Source organism: uncultured Bradyrhizobium sp. (assembly GCF_936928535.1).
In the GTDB taxonomy this organism is placed as follows: Bacteria; Pseudomonadota; Alphaproteobacteria; order Rhizobiales; family Xanthobacteraceae; genus Bradyrhizobium.
In genome coordinates this window covers 1-18,812 of the sequence record NZ_CAKZHY010000019.1, presented here as the reverse complement: position 1 = coordinate 18,812, position 18,812 = coordinate 1, and the positions used below count along the sequence as shown (strand labels likewise).

Sequence of the window (18,812 nt, the reverse complement as noted above, 5' to 3'; positions counted from 1 at the left end):
GTCAGGTCGGTTCTTATTTTGGCTTCGGCGCGTCCGGCTGCTTCGGCTCCTTGTGGCCGCCGAAACCCGCACGCATTGCGGAAAGAATTTTTTCGGCGAAGGTGTGTTCCCGGCGGGAACGAAAACGTGTGTAGAGCGCAGCCGTCAGCACTTCGGCCGGCACGGCCTCGTCGATGGCCGCATTCACGGTCCAGCGGCCTTCGCCGGAATCCTCCACGAAGCCGGAATATTCCGCGAGTTGCGGACTGTCGGCGAGCGCCGTCGAGGTGAGGTCGAGCAGCCAGGACGGGATCACGCTGCCGCGGCGCCAGACCTCGGCGATGTCGGCGAGGTCGAAATTGTAGCGATGGTCCGCGGGCAGGGCGTCGATATTGGCGTTCTTGAGGATGTCGAAGCCTTCCGCATAGGCCTGCATCAGGCCGTATTCGATGCCGTTGTGGATCATCTTGACGAAATGGCCGGCGCCGACGGGGCCGGCATGGATGTAGCCCTGCTCGATGCGGGCATCGCGGCCCTCGCGTCCCTCGGTGCGGGGAATGTCGCCGGCGCCGGGTGCGAGCGCCGCGAAGATCGGATCGAGCCGGTCGACGACCTGTTTCTCGCCGCCGATCATCATGCAATAGCCGCGGTCGAGGCCCCAGACGCCGCCCGAGGTACCGACGTCGACGTAATGGATGCCGCGTGTCTTCAGCGCCTTGCCGCGGCGGACGTCGTCCTGCCAGAACGTGTTGCCGCCGTCGATGATGACATCGCCGTCCTGCATCACGCCCGCGATCGTCTCGATGGTCGCTTCCGTGATGCGGCCTGCAGGCAGCATCACCCAGGCCGTGCGCGGCCGCTCCAGCTTGGAGATGAACTCTTCCAGCGTCGCCGAGCCGACCGCACCATCTGCTGCAAGGCCGGCGACGGCCTTGGCGTCCTTGTCATAGACCACGGTCGAATGGCCGTGACGCATCAGCCGGCGAACGATGTTGCCGCCCATCCGGCCGAGGCCGATCATGCCGAGTTGCATTGAGATATTCCCTTAGTTCAGTGCGTCGTTGAGCGCTGCATTCAGCGCCGCAAGACCTTTCTTGAGCGGCCCCTTCAGGTGCACGCGAAGCGCCCGCCGCCCGCGCTCGGTGAGCACGTCGAAGTCGCCGCGGGCCTGCGCCGCCTTGATCACGCCGAAGCTGGCCTTCTGGCCCGGCACGGTGAGATCCTTGGCATCATCGGCGGTGATCTGGAGAAACACGCCGCTGTCAGGCCCACCCTTGTAGGCTTGCCCGGTCGAGTGCAGGAAACGCGGGCCGAATTCGGCGGCGGTTGCCAGATGCCGCTTCTCGAGCACGGCCGTCCGCATCTGCTGAAGCGCCTCGATATTGGCCTTGTCGCGCGCGATGTAGCCGAGCACCGCAAAATAATCGCCGCGTCGCGAGCGGGTGATATGAGCCCTGAGCCACGAGGTGAGGTCGCCATTGGCGCCCATCGTGCGCAGCGCTGCGGCGTTGTGGTCGTCGGTGTAGAGGTCGGCCTCCGCGGTGCTGACGACCGGATGCTCTTTGGGCAGCGCGCCGGTCTTCTCATAGGCCGATGTCAGCTCGCGCGTCTTGATCTTGGCTGCTTCGACGTCGGGTTGGTCGAACGGATTGATGCCGAGGATGCTGCCCGCCACCGCCGTTGCCATCTCGAAGCGGAAGAACTCCTGGCCGAGATGATCGATCGACTTCATGACGATGCGCACGACCGGATGACCGGCCGCTTCGATCCCTGCAAGCGCCGAGTCATGCGCCGCATCCGTTTCGCCCTCGGTGCGGATGTCGATGAAGAAGCGGTCGTTGCCGTAAGCTGCGGACTCGACCAGTGGCTCGCCGGCGATCGGGATCAGGCCCTTGCCCTCCTTGCCGGTCGATTCCGCGATGAGCTGTTCGGCCCAGGCGCCGAAATCGGCGATCTTCTTCGACGACAGGATCGTCACCTTGTCACGGCCTTCGAGACCGGCAAGGCCCATGGCGAGACCGAGCTGCACGCCCGGGTTCTCGGCTGGCGGCACGTCCGGTCCGCAGGAGCGGGCCATCGCGAGCGCATGCTTGAGGAAGGTCCTGACGTCGATGCCGGCCGTGGCCGCGGGCACGAGGCCAAACGGCGACAGCACCGAATAGCGGCCGCCGATCGAAGGCTCGCCATGGAAGATGCGGGCGTAGTTCAGCTTCTTGGCCGCCTTCTCCAGCGAGGAGCCGGGGTCGGTCACCGCGATGAAGCGGAAGCCGGTCTTGGCCTTCGGGCCGAGCGCCTGCGCGACGCGCTCGTGAAAATAGTCCTTCATCGCGTTCGGCTCGGTGGTGCCGCCGGACTTGCTGGAGACGATGAACACGGTGTTGGCGATGTCGATCTTGGCCTCCATCGCCCGCACCTCTGCCGGATCGGTGGAGTCAAGCACATGCAGCTTCGGGAAGCCTGGCTTCCGCGCAAAGGTCTCGGCCAGCACCTCGGGGCCGAGGCTCGATCCGCCCATGCCGAGCACGACGGCGTCGGAGAACTTTTGGCCCTTCACGCGGCCGGCATAGTCCTCATAGTCGGCGACGTCGGCCTTGGCCGCGCTGTCGAGCCAGCCGAGCCATTTGTCCTCGTCCGCGCCGGTCCAGACCGACTTGTCGCGCTGCCACAACCTGCGGATCTTGGCCGATGCGCGCCATTCCTCGGTGCTCTTGGCCACGGCCTTGCCGAGGCCGTCACCGAGCGACAATTGCTGCCGGTCGATCGCGGGCCCGAGCACGGTGGCGCGCTTGTGCGCGACCGCGCCGTAGAGCTTGTCGGCGGCATCGGCAAACTGCTTGACGCCGTCCTTGACGAGTTCCTCGGTGATGGCGTCGAGCGACACGCCGGAGCGCTCCAGCTCTTCCAGCACGCGATAGGCGTCCTCGACATTCTCCTCGAGACTGTCGCGCGGCTTGCCATGATCGCGGAACGCATCCAGCGTTGCCGGCGGCACGGTGTTGATGGTGTCGGGGCCGATCAGCTCCTCGACATAGAGCACGTCGCTGTAATCCTTGTTCTTGGTGCCGGTGGAGGCCCACAGCATGCGCTGCGGCTTGGCGCCCTTGGTGGCGAGCTTCTCCCAGCGCGGACCCGAGAACAGGCGCTTGTAGTCCTGATAGGCGACCTTGGCGTTGGCGATCGCGACCTTGCCCTTCAACGCGGCGAGGCGCTCTTTTTCGGACGGGTCGTTGGCCCGTGCGATCTTCTCGTCGAGCTGCTTGTCGACGACGGAATCGATCCGGCTGACGAAGAAGCTCGCCACGCTCGCGACATGCGAGGGGTCGCCGCCGCCGGCGACGTATTTTTCGAGACCGGCGAGATAGGCCTCGGCGACCTGGAGATAGACCGCTTTCGAGAACAGCAGGGTGATGTTGATGCTGATGCCGTCGCCGATCAGCGTCTGGATGGCCGGCAGGCCCTCAGGCGTCGCCGGCACCTTCACCATCAGGTTCTTGCGATTGACGTCCTTCCAGAGCCGGCGCGCCTCGGCGACCGTGCCCGATGTATCCATGGCGAGATAAGGCGAGACCTCGAGGCTGACATAGCCGTCGCCGCCCTTGAGGCGGTCATAGACCGGGCGCAGCACGTCGGCGGCGTTCTGGATGTCCTCGACCGCGACCGCCTCGAACAGATCGGCCACGGTCCGGTCGCCGCGCTTCAGCGCCTTGCCGATCGGGGCGTCGTATTCGTCCGAGCTTCCGATCGCCTTCTCGAAGATCGAGGGATTGGAGGTGACGCCCTTGACGCCGTCGGTGTCGATCAGCCGCTTCAGGTCGCCCTTGGCGATGAAGCCGCGGGCCAGGAAGTCCAGCCAGACGGCTTGTCCGTGCTTTTCCAGTTCTTTGACGGGATTCATGATGCTTATTTATCTCCAAGCCTGCGGGCGGAGGGGGTTTCCGCGCCGGTCCTGACGCGCTATCCTTTAGCCCACATGCTCCCGGGAGGGAACCGATCAAGGGTGTGGGCGTCATACTCTAGGTGTAACTCCGTCGCGATCATGACGATCCAGGCGGCAGTTGCAGTTTTGCGTAGTAATAATTTGGCCTGTGTGCTCGGCCGGGTCTGTTGCGTCAGGCATGTTGCGTGAGGTCGATTTTGTCGCGTCGCGGAGTGTCGTCAGGGGGAAAGGGCCGCCTGATCGCCATGGGCTCGGTCGCGAATGGCCATGCTGGGGGAACGCATGCACACTCGTCCTGATGGTGTTGCCGTCGCCGATCATCGGCCATCGATTGCGCCGGCGGCCTGCATAGACTCGTTTCATGATCTCGAAATCGGCCAATGCGGCACACGCCTGCGGCTGCTGGTCGCGGCGGGCTTCGCGGTGACGCTGTTCAGTGCCAGCCTTGCTTTTGGATGGTGGGGCGAGATCGCCGCTTACGATACGACGATAGGCTATCTCGGTGTCGCGCTGTTCGGCCCTGTCACCGCCTGGCTGATCTGGATGCTGCCGGCCGAGCGCGGCCCTGTCGTGATCGTCACCCCCTTCGGCATCCGCGACCTGCGGATCGGCAATGAATTTCTGCTCTGGGAGTCCGTTGCGGATGTCTCGGTTGAGGACAGAAGCGGGCGCAAGGTGATCGTGCTGACACCGACACCCGCCCTGCAGCAACAGCTCTCCTCCATCCGTGCCGTCGCGCGCAGCGCGCGGGGTGAACGGCAGGATGAACGGATTGTCATCCGCCCGGACGGGTTGGCGACCGATTTTGACACATTGCTGCGCGCTTGCCGGGATTGTCACGCTGCAGCCAACCCGGCCGCTGCGAGCAACCAGGCCATCGCATTGCAGCAGGAAGATGAACACGGCACCCACGGGATCGCCCTGCAAGCGTCATAAGTTTGCCGCTCGCAAATCGTCATGTTGCAGTGCCGGAGAAGACGCGCCCCGGTATTCGCCCGGATGTGGCGAGCCAGTGACAATTTCTGGAAATACGCCAAGATGGATAGAGATTCGCACAAATTACAGGCAAGTGCCTGTTCGTAATTCAGCGAGTGCCTACCTTGTGCGTTGCGTCGTGTCGGCACCCGGGTGTCCAATGATCGTCATGTGCTCACGCTGATTCGAGAAGCGGCCTGAGGAACGGTCTAGTAACTGCTTTCGTTTCAGCTTGTAGCGGAACTCACGCGGAGAGGGATCATGTACAACGATTCTCTATTCAACGCTTTCGCTCGGTCGTTCGAGGCGAGAAGCCAGCACGACATGTCGATGGCGGAATATCTGGAATCGTGTCGAAGCGATCCCATGAAATACGCGAATGCGGCCGAACGACTACTTGCAGCGATCGGTGAACCTCAGACGATTGACACGGCCAAGGACCCACGCCTTGGCCGTATTTTTTTGAACCGCACCATCCGGACCTATCCGGCCTTCGCCGGCTTTTACGGCATGGAGGAAACCATCGAGCGCATCGTCGGGTTCTTCCGCCACGCGGCGCAAGGTCTCGAAGAGCGCAAGCAGATCCTCTATCTGCTCGGCCCCGTCGGCGGCGGCAAATCCTCGCTCGCCGAGCGGCTGAAGTCGCTGATGGAAGTGCATCCGATCTACGTGCTCAAGGCCGGCGATGAACTCTCGCCGGTGTTCGAGAGCCCGCTCAGCCTGTTCGATCCCGATCAGCTCGGGCCGATGCTGGAAGAGAAATACGGCATTCCGCGCCGGCGCCTCACCGGCCTGATGAGCCCGTGGTGCTACAAGCGGCTCGAAGCCTTCGGCGGCGACATTTCCCAGTTCAGGGTCGCGAAAATCCAGCCATCGCGGCTGCGCCAGATCGCGATCGCGAAGACCGAGCCCGGCGACGAGAACAACCAGGACATCTCCTCGCTGGTCGGCAAGGTCGATATCCGCAAGCTCGAAACCTACGCGCAGAATGACCCCGATGCTTACAGCTATTCCGGCGGCCTCAACCGCGCCAACCAGGGCGTGCTCGAGTTCGTCGAAATGTTCAAGGCGCCGATCAAGATGCTGCATCCGTTGCTGACGGCAACGCAGGAAGGCAACTATATCGGCACCGAGAATATCGGTGCGATCCCGTTCACCGGCGTCATCCTTGCGCACTCCAACGAAGCAGAGTGGGCGAGCTTCAAGTCGAACAAGAACAACGAAGCGTTCATCGACCGCATCTGCGTCATCAAGGTGCCCTACTGCCTGCGGGCTACCGAGGAGCAGAAGATCTACGAGAAGCTGATCCAGGGCTCCGAGCTCGCGGCTGCACCCTGTGCACCCTCGACCCTGGAGACGCTGGCGCGGTTCTCGGTGATGTCGCGTCTGCGCAAGCATGAGAACTCGACGCTGTTCGGCAAGATGCGGGTCTATGACGGCGAGAGCCTGAAGGAATCCGATCCGAAGGCGCGCAGCGTCCAGGAGTACCGCGATGCCGCTGGCGTCGACGAGGGCATGGACGGCGTCTCCACCCGCTTTGCCTTCAAGATCCTGGCCGCGACCTTCAACCACGATCCGCAAGAGGTTGCCGCCGACGCCGTGCATCTGATGTACGCGCTGGAGCAGTCGATCCGCCGCGAGCAGCTGCCCGAGGAAGTCGAGAAGCGCTATCTCGAATTCATCAAGGCCGACCTCGCGCCCCGCTACGCCGAGTTCATTGGCAACGAGATCCAGAAGGCCTACCTCGAATCCTACTCGGACTACGGCCAGAACCTGTTCGACCGCTACGTCGACTACGCCGATGCCTGGATCGAGGATCAGGACTTCAAGGATCCCGACACCGGCCAGCTGCTTGATCGCGAATTGTTGAACCAGGAATTGACGAAAATCGAGAAGCCGGCGGGCATTGCCAACCCCAAGGACTTCCGCAACGAGGTCGTCAAATTCTCGTTACGCTCCCGGGCCCAGAACGGCGGCAAGAATCCGACCTGGACCTCCTATGAGAAGATTCGCGATGTGATCGAAAAGCGGATATTCTCTCAGGTCGAGGACCTGCTTCCGGTCATCTCGTTCGGTTCGAAGAAGGACGGCGAGACGGAGAAGAAGCACGGCGAGTTCGTGGCACGCATGGTGGAGCGCGGCTACACCGAGCGTCAGGTTCGCCGGCTGGTCGAGTGGTACATGCGCGTGAAGCAAGCCGGTTGAGGCGGATGAGAAAGTGGCCATTCACATTATTGACAGGCGCCTGAATCCAGGCGGCAAGAGTCTTGAGAACCGCCAGCGGTTCTTGCGTCGGGCCAAATCCCTGGTGCAGGGCGCCGTCAAGAAGACCTCGCAGGAACGCGACATCAAGGATGTCCTGGAGGGTGGAGAGGTCACAATCCCGCTCGACGGCATGCACGAGCCGCGTTTCCGCCGTGAAGGCGGGACGCGCGACATGGTTCTGCCGGGCAACAAGAAGTTCATCGAGGGCGACTATCTGCAGCGCTCCGGCCAGGGCAGCGCCAAGGATTCCGGTCCCGGCGAAGGCGACAGCGAGGATGCGTTTCGCTTCGTGCTGAGCCGCGACGAGTTCGTCGATCTCTTCCTCGACGATCTCGAGCTGCCTGATCTCGCCAAGCGCAAGATCGCGCAGACCGAAAGCGAGGGTATCCAGCGCGCCGGCTACACCACCTCGGGCTCGCCTGCCAACATCTCGGTCAGCCGCACCGTGAAGCTGGCGCTTGCCCGCCGCATCGCGCTCAAGCGCCCGCGCAAGGACGAGGTCGAGGAGCTGGAAGCCGCGATCGAGGCTTGCACCGACGAGGAGGAGCGCGCCGAGCTCGTCGCCCGGCTCGAAAAGCTGAAGGCGAAAACCAAGCGCATTCCCTTCATCGATCCGCTCGACATCCGCTATCGCCGCTACGAGAAGGTGCCGCGGCCGGTCGCCCAAGCCGTGATGTTCTGCCTGATGGACGTCTCGGGCTCGATGTCCGAGCACATGAAGGATCTGGCAAAGCGCTTCTACATGCTGCTCTACGTGTTCCTGAAGCGGCGCTACAAGCATGTCGAGATCGTCTTCATCCGCCACACCGACCGCGCCGAAGAGGTCGACGAGCAGACCTTCTTCTATGGCCCGGCCTCCGGTGGCACGCTGGTCTCCAGCGCGCTGCAGGCGATGCACGAGATCGTGCGCGAGCGCTTCAGCCCGGCGGACTGGAACATCTACGCCGCGCAAGCCTCCGACGGCGACAACTCCTATTCCGACGGCGAGCTCACCGGCCTGCTGCTGACCGAGAAGATCCTGCCGGTCTGCCAGTTCTTTGCCTATCTCGAGGTCGGGGAATCAGGCGGCAGCGCCTTCGATCTGTCCGATTCCTCGCTCTGGACCCTCTATGAGCGCCTGCGCAACTCTGGCGCACCGCTCTCGATGCGCAAGGTCTCCGAGCGCAGCGAGATCTTCCCGGTGTTCCACGATCTGTTCCAGCGCCGCGAAACTGCCCAGGAGAAAGCCGCTCCATGACGGAACGCTTGTTCGAAGGCGCTGATTGGGATTTCCACACCTTGCAGCGCATTACCGATGCCTGCGAAGAGGTGGCGCTGAAGGATCTCGGGCTCGACGTCTACCCGAACCAGATCGAGGTCATCACCGCCGAGCAGATGCTCGATGCCTATTCCTCGGTCGGCATGCCGCTGTTCTACAAGCACTGGTCGTTCGGCAAGCAATTCGCCTATCACGAGGCGTCCTATCGCAAGGGCCTGATGGGCCTTGCCTATGAGATCGTGATCAACTCCTCGCCCTGCATCTCCTATCTCATGGAGGAGAACACGGCGACGATGCAGACGCTGGTGATCGCGCACGCCGCCTTCGGCCACAACCACTTCTTCAAGAACAATTATCTGTTCAAGCAGTGGACCGATGCGGAAGGGATTTTGGACTATCTCGATTTCGCCAAGAACTACGTCATGCAATGCGAGGAGCGCTACGGTCGCATCGAGGTCGAGCGCACGCTTGATGCTGCGCACGCCTTGATGTCGCACGGCATCGATCGCTATCCCGGCAAGAAGACGCTGGATTTGCGCGAGGAGGAGAAGCGGGCAGGGCGCCGCCGGCAGCACGAGGAAGAGGTCTTCAATGATCTCTGGCGTACCGTGCCGGCCGGGAAGAGCAAGACCCGCTCCGCGATCTCGCTCGAACGCCGCCGCAAGCTGCTCGGCCTGCCGCAGGAAAATCTGCTCTATTTCCTGGAGAAGAGCGCGCCCCGCCTGGCGCCCTGGCAGCGCGAGCTTTTGCGCATCGTTCGCCACATCGCGCAATATTTCTACCCGCAGAGCCAGACCAAGGTGATGAACGAGGGGACGGCGACCTACGTCCATTATCGCATCATGACCCAGCTGCATCAGCAGGGCCGCATCAGCGACGGCAACTTCCTCGAATTCCTGGGCTCGCACACCAATGTGGTGTTCCAGCCCGAATTCGACGACCCGCGCTTCTCGGGCTTCAACCCCTACGCGCTTGGCTTTGCCATGATGCAGGACATCGAGCGTATCGTCACGAATCCGGCGGACGAGGATCGCGAGTGGTTCCCTGACATCGCCGGCAAGAACGACGTGATGGGCGTACTGCGCGACGTCTGGGCCAATTACCGCGACGAGAGCTTCATCGGCCAGTTCCTGAGTCCCAGATTGATGCGGCACTTGCGCATGTTTCATCTGCACGACGATCCGGAGGAGCGCGCCGGCATCCGGGTCGACGCCATCCACGACGAGCGCGGCTTCCGCCGCGTCCGGCGCGAGCTGGCGCGGCAGCACGATGTCGGCTACATCGATGCCAATATCGAGGTGGTCGATGTCGACCTCGCCGGCGACCGCCGGCTGATCCTGCATCACCGCGTCATCAAGGGCTCGCAGCTCAACGAGACCGACGCCAAGCGGGTGCTTCAGCATCTCGCCGATCTCTGGACCTACGACGTCGCGCTGATCGAGGTCGATGCCAACGACAAGGTGCTGCGCGAATACGTCGTCAGCCCGCGTCCGATCGCAGCAGCGGTGGCCTGAGGCGGCCGGCGCCCGCGGCCCATCCTTCGAGACGCCCGCCTTTGGCGGGCCCTCAGGATGAGGGCGGAGCGTGTTGCAGCAATTTCGACAACAGCGATGCTGATGAGCCTCATCCTGAGGAGGCCGCGAAGCGGCCGTCTCGAAGGACGAGGCGCTTGCTCCGGTCCCAACCAAGAATTTACTTCCCCGGCTTCTTCTTCGCCTTCGACCCATTCAGCTCCACCGCCGCGCGGATCAGGGCCTTCAGCGCCTTCTCGTTGATCTTGGCGCCTTCACCAATGTCGATCGCGCGCCGCACATTGCCGTCGAGGCTGGAATTGAACAGGCCGGCCGGGTCGTCCAGCGCCGCGCCCCTGGCGAAGGTCAGCTTCACCACCGCCTTGTAGGTCTCGCCGGTGCAGATGATGCCGTCGTGCTCCCACACGGGAACGCCGCGCCATTTCCATTCCTCGACGACCTCAGGGTCGGCCTCCTTGATCAGCGCGCGGATCCGCTTCAGCATCTCGCCACGCCAGTCGCCGAGCTCCTTGATCCGGCCGTCGATCAGTTTCGAGGGCGAGGGGCCGTCCGCCTCTTTCGCCTTTGCGGTCGCGACCTTCTTCATGATTGCGCCTCGCTGCGGCGGCCGAGATAGGGCAGTGCGAACAGATAGAGCCCGGTCGCGAGCAGCGGAATCAAGGGCACGAAAGCCATCAGGCCGATCCACGTCGCCTGAACCTGCATCGTCAGCGCCACGATGTTGGCGATCACGGCAAGTGTGAAGGCGATCGACAGCCAGCGATGGATCTGCCTGATCCACATGTTCGAGTTCATTTCAATCTCCTGTCGGAAAAAGGTTGGGAATGGATGTGCTTGGCTAGGCTATTCGGGCCGCGCCAGCAGCTCGTCCAGTCTGGTGAAAAACTGCTTCCAGCCGGCATGCGCGCCGCCATAGGCCTGCTTCTGGCTGGGGCGGAAGCCCGCCTGCTCGACACGCAGATGCGTGCCAGATCCCTGCGGGGTCAGCGTGAAGGTCACCACGCTCTTGAGGTCGTAGGCCGCGTCCTCATGCGTGAAATTCCAGGTATAGGCGAGGGAGTGCTGTGGCTCGATGGCGAGCACCTCGCAATCCAGCACGCCGCCCCACTCGCCGCGCAGATTGAAGCGGTGGCCGACCTGAGGCTTGAAGTCGTTCTTCATCAGCCATTCCTCGATCAAATGCGGCTGCGTCAGCGCGCGCCACAGCCTTTCGGGTGGGTAGGCGAATTCGCGCTCGATGACCACGGAACGTGTTTCAGTGGCAGCTTCAGTCATTGGTCCATCCTCTTCAGCAGATCGTCGAGCGCATCGAGCCGGTTTTGCCAGAAGCCGGCCATCTGGCTGGTCCAGTCGATCAGCGGATCAAGCGCGCCCGGCTGCGCGCTATAATGGGTCTGGCGTCCTTCATGACGGTCGCGCACCAGGCCCGCCTGCTTCAGCGCGCCGAGATGCTTTGAGACCGCCGGCTGGGAAACACCTGACAGCGCCGTCAGTGCCCCGACCGTCTGCTCGCCCTCCCGGCACAGCCGCTCGAAGATCGCGCGCCGCGTGGGGTCGGCGAGCGTCCGGAACAGGAGGTCGGGAGTGGCAGACATGCAAGATCCATAACCAGGAAGTTATGGATCAATTCATAACCATGGAGTTATGGATAGTCAAGTGCCTCTCCGCCGTCATTGCGAGGAGCCCTCGCGAGGAAGCAATCAGACTGCCTCCTACGCTCGCAATGACGGAGGATGGAGCAGGAGCCCTTGCGCCTCACGGCCGCAGGTACAAATACCCCTGCGACTGCAGTTCGGCCAACCGCACCACGCCGCCCTTCTCAGCACTTACGAATCCCGGCAGCAGATCCGTCAGCGTGATGTTTTGCGCCTTCATGGTATTGCCGCAGGCGGCGAGCTCGACGCCGTCCTTGGCGAAATTGCTGACCCGCCCGCTGATGTCGGGGTTGGCCTGCGCCGAATGGAACGCCTTCAGCGCCGGCCCGTGGATCACCAGCGCGAGGGTGACATGGTCAGGGCCGCCGACGCCGTCGATGTGGTTCTGGATGTTGCCGAGCACGAAATTGACCTTGTCGGCGTCGCTGAGATGGTAGACGACCTTCAGCTTGTTCGAGGGCGGAGCCTCAGTCGCCGCATTGACGCGCGAGGCGGCAAAGGCCGCGCCCAGCGCCGAGACGGTGCTCCACAAGATGTTCCGGCGGTTCATGGTGATCTCCTTCGCATGATCCGGACCCGAAGGGCCGCGTCAGCGCAAAGTGTGAAGCGGTTTTCCGGAAAGATCATGCGCAAATAACGACTTTGCCGGAGAGATATCATTTGTGGCGGAGCGCGGCGAGCTCCTTGCGATCGGTCGCCAGGGCGGCGCAATCGCTGTTGTCGGTGCGGTCCAGCCGAAAAACGCCGTCGTCGCTGCCCGCGACCAGCGTTCGGTCTTCATCTTCAGTCGGCTGGTTGTGCAGCCAGATCCTGACGCTCTCGAGCCGTATGATGGCCGACTTGTCGTCCTTCGAGAGCGCGATCCCGATGCCGCCGCCCTCGCAGTCGACACCACAGCCGAGCCTGACCTCGTCGCCTTCCTTGGTGAGCACCGTGTGGTGGCAGGAGCCGCTGGAGTCGAAATCGCCGCTGCGGTGGCGATAGCGGAAGCCGATCCTGAACGAGTTGTGGAGCTGCTTGTCCTCGCTGTCGGTCTCCGCCGAGACCAGCAGCTTCATGGAAGCGACCTTCTGCTTCGGATGCCGCGCCAGGTGCTCGGCATCGTAGCGGCGGATGAAGCAGGCATAGGCCGTCTTGCCAGGCGAGCCCGCATACAGGCGAGCGTTGAAGGTCTCGGCTTCGATCTTGTTCGCCTCGCGAAAGTCGTCGGTCTCCTCGGCCCGGGCGACGCCTATGAAGGCTGCAAAGGCGAGCGGAAGGATGAGGGCAAGCTTCATGATCACACCGGGCGCTGGAGCCAATTGGCGGTTAGTCGCAAGCCGCGCGCCGCGCGTTCAACCGCCACCCGGCCGGCAGCCTCGCGCAAGGTTCCAGGCTTAACCCTTTGCAGGGAGGGGCGCTGATAAACCCCGGACTGTTGCAAATGGCTGGTGGCGGTCGAACATGTCCGTAAGTCAGAACTTGCCCAATCTTGCGATCGGCTATTCCAAGGTCCGGCTATTGAAGATGCTGGGCGCGGGCCTGTTCCTGACGCTGATCTGTGCCGCGGTCGCATTCAACTGGTTTCACGCAAAGAACATCACCGAGTTCCAGACGGTCGCCTGCTATTCCGGCGTCGCGCTGTTCGGTTTTGTCACCTGCAGGACGCTGTGGAGACTGGTCTCGACGCGGGAGCCGGTTCTCTTCGTTACGCGTGTCGGCATTCGCGACACCAGGATTGCCGACGACACCATCTCCTGGAGATCCGTGCGGGAGATATCAGTCTGGCAGTATCGTAGTCGAAGTCAGAAAATCGTGGTGCTCAAGCTTGATCCTCTCATCGCCGAACGGTTCGCCGGAGGGTTCCTGCGGCATGTCATGTCGCTGATGAACAGGGCCGTCGGCGCGGACGGCGTGCTCGTCAACCCCGGTGGCCTGACCATGGACGGCGAGGCGCTGTTCGAGACCTGCAAGCAATACTGAGCTGCAGGCCGACTGGGTTACCAGGGCCGCTCAGTGCCGGAAGCCGAGTCCGTCAGCTAGATATCTCAGCGCAAACTGGCGTTGATCTTGTCCAGCACCGCCGAGCCGGGGCAGAGCGTATCCGCTTCCAGCGTGTTGAGCGGTGTCTCGACCGTGTTGAGATGGGCGTGGAGATCGTCCGCATCGGGGTCGACGTACAAGAGCCCGGTGACGATCTGGCCCTTGGCAGCGTGCTTGGCGAGGAAGGTCTGGGCCCCTAACCGGTCATGCGGATCGTAATCGGCGTCGATCTTGCGCAGCGCGATCTTGCTGCCGTCATGCTGCTCGACCACCTGCACCGTGCCAGGCGCGTAGTCGACTGCAATGGGATCGCGGCCGACCAGCACGTCGAGCCGGTTCACGGCGTCATTGTGCTCGCGGACATAATCAAAACTCTTGGTCGAGCCGGCGTGGTTGTTGAAGGCGATGCAGGGGCTGATGACGTCGATGAAGGACGCGCCCTTGTGGCCGATCGCCGCCGCGATCAGCGGCACCAGCTGGTTCTTGTCGCCGGAGAACGAGCGGGCGACGAAGGTGGCACCGAGCTGCAATGCGATCGCGACCAGGTCGATGGCGTTGTCGGTGTTGGTCACGCCCTTCTTCGACTTCGAGCCGCGGTCGGCGGTCGCCGAGAACTGGCCCTTGGTCAGGCCGTAGACCCCGTTGTTCTCGACGATATAGGTCATGTTGACGCCGCGCCGGATCGAATGCGCGAACTGACCGAAGCCGATCGAGGCGCTGTCGCCGTCGCCGGAGACGCCGAGATAGATCAAATCGCGGTTGGCGAGGTTGGCCCCCGTCAGCACGGACGGCATGCGGCCGTGCACCGAGTTGAAGCCGTGCGAATTGCCGAGGAAATAGTCCGGCGTCTTCGAGGAGCAGCCGATGCCCGAGATTTTCGCGACCCGATGCGGCTCGATCGAGAGCTCGTAGCAGGCCTCGATGATCGAGGCCGTAATCGAGTCATGGCCGCAGCCTGCGCACAGCGTCGAGATCTTGCCCTCGTAGTCGCGATGCGTGTAGCCGAGATCGTTCTTCTTGAGGCCGGGGTGATGAAACTTTGGCTTGGCAATATAGGTCATGAAAGCACCTGTGATCCCAAGGCCGTCATGGCCGGGCTTGTCCCGGCCATCCACGTCTTGGCGGCACGGAAGAAAGGCGTGGATGCCCGGGCATAGGCGAGCGGAAGCGACGCCGTTCTTCGAACGGCTGTGTCCGGGCATGACGACGGAGAGAGTGACGCGCTGGTCATGACACGGCCTTGCGGAGCGGGGTCACCTTGAGGTGATCCTGGTGGTCGCCAATGGCTTTTGCGATGTAGCGGGCGGTAATGGGTGTGCCGTCATAGTGCACGATGGGAACGAGGCGGACCGGATCGATGCCGTTCTCGTTGACGATGAGCTGGCGGAGTTGGCTGTCGCGGTTCTGCTCGACCACATAGACGAAGTCGTGCTCGGCGAGGAAGCTCGCGACACTCGAGTGGAACGGGAAGGCGCGGATGCGCAGGCGATCGAGCTGATGCCCGCGCGCCTCCAAAAGGCCGATCGCCTCGTCCATCGCCGGCGAGGTCGAGCCGAAATAGATCACGCCATATTTGGTCGGCCGTTCGGCGTTGGCCTGGAGCGGCCGCGGCACCAGGTCCTGCGCGGTCTCGAACTTGCGCACGAGCCGCTGCATGTTGTCGGCGTAGACAGAGCCTTCCTCGGAGTAGCGCGCATAACGATCACGCGAGGTGCCGCGGGTGAAATAGGAGCCTTTGGTCGGATGCGTGCCGGGATAGGTGCGATAGGGGATACCGTCGCCGTCGACGTCGAGATAGCGACCGAAGTCGCGGCCTTCTTCCAGCATCTCCGCGGTCATCACCTTGCCGCGGTCATACTGCTTGGCATCGTCCCACTTCAGCGGGCGGCAGAGCCGGTGGTTCATGCCGATGTCGAGATCGAGCATCAGGAAGATCGTGGTCTGGATCCGCTCGGCGAGATCGAACGCGGCCGCCGCGAACTCGAACGCCTCGGCCGGGTCTTCCGGGAATAGCAGTACATGCTTGGTGTCGCCGTGCGAAGCATAGGCGCAGGCGATGATGTCGCATTGCTGGGTGCGGGTCGGCATGCCCGTCGAGGGTCCGGCGCGCTGGATGTTCATGATCACGGCCGGGATCTCGGCGAAGTATGAGAGGCCGATGAACTCGGTCATCAAGGAGATGCCGGGGCCCGACGTCGCAGTGAAGGCGCGCGCGCCGTTCCAGGAGGCGCCGATCACGATGCCGATCGAAGCCAGCTCGTCCTCGCCCTGAATGATGGCGTATTTCGCCTTGCCCGTTTCAGGATCGTGCCGGTACTTCTTGCAATGGGCGGTGAAAGCCTCCGCCACGGACGAGGACGGCGTGATCGGATACCAGGCGCACACGGTGGCGCCGCCATAGACGGCGCCGAGCGCAGCCGCGCTGTTGCCTTCGATGAAGATGCGGTCGCCGACCTTGTCGGATTTCTTGACCCGCAGCCCGATCGGGCATTTCAGGTTCTGCAGCGCCCAGTCTCGGCCCAGATGCAGGGCGTGGACGTTGGAGGAGAGCAGCTTCTCCTTGCCCTTGTACTGCTCGCCGATCAGCTGCTCGATCAGCTTCGGGTCCATCTCGAGCAGGGCACTGAGCGCGCCGAGATAGATGATGTTCTTGAACAGCTGGCGCTGGCGCGGATCGGTGTAGGTCGAGTTGGTGATCGCGGTGAGCGGCACGCCGATCACGGTGATGTCGTCGCGGAATTTGGTCGACGGCATCGGCTTGGTGGAATCGTAGAACAGATAGCCGCCGGGCTCGATGCCGGCGACGTCCTTGTCCCAGGTCTGCGGGTTCATCGCGACCATCATGTCGACGCCGCCGCGGGCACCGAGATGGCCGGCTTCGGTGACGCGTACCTCGTACCAGGTCGGCAGGCCCTGGATGTTGGAGGGGAAGATGTTGCGCGGGCTCACCGGCACGCCGTGGCGCAGGATCGCACGCGCGAACATCTCGTTGGCGCTGGCCGAGCCCGAGCCGTTGACGTTGGCGAAGCGGACGACGAAGTCGTTTACGCTGCTGATCGGCTTTTTGTCGGACATGTCGAACCTGCGTGAGTCATCTCGATGAAATATTTCTGCATGTCCCAGGCACCGGTGGGACACCGCTCGGCGCACAACCCGCAATGTAGGCAGACGTCCTCGTCCTTGACCATCACCCGTCCAGTCTTGAGGTCAGAGGACACGTAGAGGTCCTGGTCCGGATGCGGCGAGGGCGCTTTCAGGCGCGTGCGCAGATCGTCTTCCTCGCCGTTATCGGTGAAGGTGATGCAATCCATCGGGCAGATGTCGACGCAGGCATCGCACTCGATGCAGAGCGAGGTCGAGAACACGGTCTGGACGTCGCAGTTCAGGCAGCGATGCGCTTCGCCGAGCGCCAGCTTGACGTCGTAGCCGAGCTCGACCTCGGTGCGGATGTCCTTCAGCGCGATCACCTTGTCGCGATGCGGCACCTTGAAGCGCTTGTCGACGGAGATGTCGTTGTCATAGCTCCATTCGTGGATGCCCATTTTCTGTGAGGAGACCTGCACGTCCGGCAGCGGTCGTTCGGTGATGTCCTCGCCCGAGAGCAGCTTGTGGATCGACAGCGCGGCATCGTGCCCCTGCGCCACGGCCCAGATGATATTCTTCGGCCCGAACGCGGCGTCGCCACCGAAAAACACTTTCGGGTTGGTCGAGACGAAGGTCGTCGGATCGACCTTGGGCATATGCCATTTGTCGAATTCGATGCCGCAATCCTGCTCGATCCAGGGGAAGGCGTTCTCCTGGCCGACCGCGACCAGCACGTCGTCGCACTCGAAGGTCTGGTCGGGCTCGCCCGAGGGCACGAGATTGCGGCGGCCCTTGGCGTCGTATTCGGCCTTCACCTTCTGGAAGGTGACGCCGGTGAGCTTGCCGTTGTCGTGGATGAAGGTAACAGGGACGAGGAAGTTGAGGATCGGGATGTCCTCGTGGATCGCGTCCTCCTTCTCCCAGGGCGAGGCCTTCATCTCCTCGAAGCCGGAGCGCACGATCACCTTGACGTCCTCGCCGCCGAGGCGCCGCGCGGTGCGGCAGCAATCCATTGCGGTGTTGCCGCCGCCGAGCACGATCACGCGCTTGCCGATCTTGTCGGTGTGGCCAAACGACACTGAGGAGAGCCAGTCGATGCCGATGTGGATGTTGCTGGCTGCCTCTTTCCGGCCGGGAATGTCGAGCTCGCGGCCGCGCGGCGCGCCGGAGCCGACGAAGATCGCGTCGTATTTCTCGGCGAGCAGCGCCTTCATGCTCTCGATGCGGTGACCGCCTTTGAACTCGACGCCGAGACCCAGGATATAGCCGGTCTCCTCGTCGATGACGGAATTGGGCAGGCGGAATTTCGGGATCTGCGTCCGCATCATGCCGCCGGCCTCAGGGTCGCCGTCGAACACGGTGCAGTGATAGCCGAGCGGCGCAAGATCGCGCGCCACCGTCAGCGAGGCCGGACCGCCGCCGACGAACGCGACGCGCTTGCCGTTCTTCGCAGCCGGATGTGGCAGGCGCTGCTTGATGTCGTCCTTGAAATCAGCGGCGACGCGCTTGAGGCGGCAGATCGCCACCGGCGTTTCCTCGACGCGTCCGCGGCGGCATGCCGGCTCGCATGGACGATCGCAGGTGCGTCCCAGGATTCCGGGAAACACGTTCGATTTCCAGTTGATCATGTAGGCGTCGCTGTAGCGGCCTTGCGCGATCAATCGGATGTATTCTGGAACCGGGGTGTGCGCAGGACAGGCCCACTGGCAATCGACCACTTTGTGAAAGTAGTCGGGGGCCGCGATATCGGTCGGTTTCATTCCTACCCTCTCCGCGCAGGCTCAAAGACCCGGCGGCCTTTTCTTTGAGCTTGTCGACGCTTAACGCGCGGCGATCTGGTTTCTGAATGACGTCATTGGGTTAGCTTATTAGAACCGCTCCGGAGTACAACGGCAAAGTTTCGCGCGTCCCCGCTTTCATGGGAGCCAAGCGTGCACAGCATTAACGGCCGTACGCGTTCATGCGGCGGTGCAGCATGGACGTGAGAGGCACACGCCTGCCTCAAGCAATCCAGTCTGCCGCCGGGAGAGATTCTGGATTGCTTCGCTGCTGTTTAGCCCGGACACATAGCTTACACTTGTTCGGAGACATGGTTGACACTTTTG

Annotated in this window: 16 protein-coding genes; 5 read left to right on the top strand and 11 right to left on the bottom strand. The window is 63.0% G+C overall.

Annotation, left to right across the window (positions count from 1 at the left end; genetic code table 11):
- Window positions 1–13 precede the first annotated feature (13 nt).
- Together gnd and Q0687_RS01990 are read right to left on the bottom strand one after the other, a co-directional pair.
- Window positions 14–1,012 (bottom strand): phosphogluconate dehydrogenase (NAD(+)-dependent, decarboxylating), encoded by a 999-nt coding sequence (gnd, locus tag Q0687_RS01995; protein WP_298871511.1) that lies wholly within the window; start codon window positions 1,010–1,012, stop codon window positions 14–16.
- A gap of 12 nt (window positions 1,013–1,024) precedes the next feature.
- On the bottom strand, window positions 1,025–3,874 hold the full coding sequence (locus Q0687_RS01990; RefSeq protein ID WP_298871508.1) for a bifunctional transaldolase/phosoglucose isomerase: 2,850 nt from the start codon (window positions 3,872–3,874) through the stop codon (window positions 1,025–1,027).
- Between the two features lie 303 nt (window positions 3,875–4,177).
- Between Q0687_RS01990 and Q0687_RS01985 the strand changes: the two genes are divergently transcribed.
- From Q0687_RS01985 to Q0687_RS01970, 4 genes are all read left to right on the top strand, one after another.
- The gene (locus Q0687_RS01985; protein WP_298871505.1) at window positions 4,178–4,852 is read left to right on the top strand and encodes an STM3941 family protein; all 675 of its coding nucleotides are present in this window, start codon (window positions 4,178–4,180) and stop codon (window positions 4,850–4,852) included.
- A 300-nt stretch (window positions 4,853–5,152) separates the two neighbouring features.
- Window positions 5,153–7,096, top strand: coding sequence for a PrkA family serine protein kinase (locus Q0687_RS01980; protein ID WP_298871503.1), 1,944 nt, complete (start codon window positions 5,153–5,155; stop codon window positions 7,094–7,096).
- Between the two features lie 19 nt (window positions 7,097–7,115).
- A complete protein-coding gene (locus tag Q0687_RS01975) occupies window positions 7,116–8,393 on the top strand; it encodes a YeaH/YhbH family protein (RefSeq protein ID WP_298871595.1) in 1,278 nt (425 codons plus the stop codon).
- A complete protein-coding gene (locus tag Q0687_RS01970) occupies window positions 8,390–9,928 on the top strand; it encodes a SpoVR family protein (protein WP_298871500.1) in 1,539 nt (512 codons plus the stop codon). The genes Q0687_RS01975 and Q0687_RS01970 overlap by 4 nt, the downstream gene beginning before the upstream one ends.
- A 178-nt stretch (window positions 9,929–10,106) precedes the next feature.
- On the opposite strand, the gene Q0687_RS01965 is transcribed toward Q0687_RS01970, so the two are convergent.
- The 6 genes from Q0687_RS01965 to Q0687_RS01940 all read right to left on the bottom strand — a co-directional run bounded on the left by Q0687_RS01965 (window position 10,107) and on the right by Q0687_RS01940 (window position 12,878).
- Window positions 10,107–10,532 carry a DUF1801 domain-containing protein gene (locus Q0687_RS01965; protein ID WP_298871497.1) on the bottom strand — a complete coding sequence of 142 codons (426 nt, stop codon included), beginning with the start codon at window positions 10,530–10,532 and terminating at the stop codon, window positions 10,107–10,109.
- Window positions 10,529–10,741, bottom strand: a complete 213-nt coding sequence (locus Q0687_RS01960; protein WP_298871495.1) for a hypothetical protein — start codon at window positions 10,739–10,741, stop codon at window positions 10,529–10,531. Before Q0687_RS01960 ends, Q0687_RS01965 begins: the two co-directional genes overlap by 4 nt.
- 48 nt (window positions 10,742–10,789) lie before the next feature.
- On the bottom strand, window positions 10,790–11,221 hold the full coding sequence (locus Q0687_RS01955; RefSeq protein WP_298871492.1) for an SRPBCC domain-containing protein: 432 nt from the start codon (window positions 11,219–11,221) through the stop codon (window positions 10,790–10,792).
- A complete protein-coding gene (locus Q0687_RS01950; RefSeq protein ID WP_298871489.1) occupies window positions 11,218–11,541 on the bottom strand; it encodes a metalloregulator ArsR/SmtB family transcription factor in 324 nt (107 codons plus the stop codon). Before Q0687_RS01950 ends, Q0687_RS01955 begins: the two co-directional genes overlap by 4 nt.
- A gap of 160 nt (window positions 11,542–11,701) precedes the next feature.
- Entirely contained in the window at window positions 11,702–12,151 is a 450-nt protein-coding gene (locus Q0687_RS01945) for a DsrE family protein (protein ID WP_298871486.1), read from the bottom strand.
- A 106-nt stretch (window positions 12,152–12,257) separates the two neighbouring features.
- Window positions 12,258–12,878, bottom strand: a complete 621-nt coding sequence (locus Q0687_RS01940; protein WP_298871483.1) for a hypothetical protein — start codon at window positions 12,876–12,878, stop codon at window positions 12,258–12,260.
- Between the two features lie 166 nt (window positions 12,879–13,044).
- Here Q0687_RS01940 and Q0687_RS01935 point away from each other — a divergent pair, with 166 nt between their 5' ends.
- Window positions 13,045–13,563, top strand: coding sequence for an STM3941 family protein (locus Q0687_RS01935; RefSeq protein ID WP_298871480.1), 519 nt, complete (start codon window positions 13,045–13,047; stop codon window positions 13,561–13,563).
- Between the two features lie 65 nt (window positions 13,564–13,628).
- Here the strand turns inward: Q0687_RS01935 and Q0687_RS01930 are convergent, their stop codons facing one another.
- The 3 genes from Q0687_RS01930 to Q0687_RS01920 form a co-directional block, all read right to left on the bottom strand.
- The gene (locus Q0687_RS01930; RefSeq protein ID WP_298871477.1) at window positions 13,629–14,684 is read right to left on the bottom strand and encodes a 2-oxoacid:ferredoxin oxidoreductase subunit beta; all 1,056 of its coding nucleotides are present in this window, start codon (window positions 14,682–14,684) and stop codon (window positions 13,629–13,631) included.
- A 166-nt stretch (window positions 14,685–14,850) separates the two neighbouring features.
- Window positions 14,851–16,698 (bottom strand): 2-oxoacid:acceptor oxidoreductase subunit alpha, encoded by a 1,848-nt coding sequence (locus tag Q0687_RS01925; RefSeq protein ID WP_298871474.1) that lies wholly within the window; start codon window positions 16,696–16,698, stop codon window positions 14,851–14,853.
- Window positions 16,668–18,467, bottom strand: a complete 1,800-nt coding sequence (locus tag Q0687_RS01920) for an FAD-dependent oxidoreductase (RefSeq protein ID WP_298871471.1) — start codon at window positions 18,465–18,467, stop codon at window positions 16,668–16,670. Before Q0687_RS01920 ends, Q0687_RS01925 begins: the two co-directional genes overlap by 31 nt.
- Window positions 18,468–18,812 lie beyond the last annotated feature (345 nt).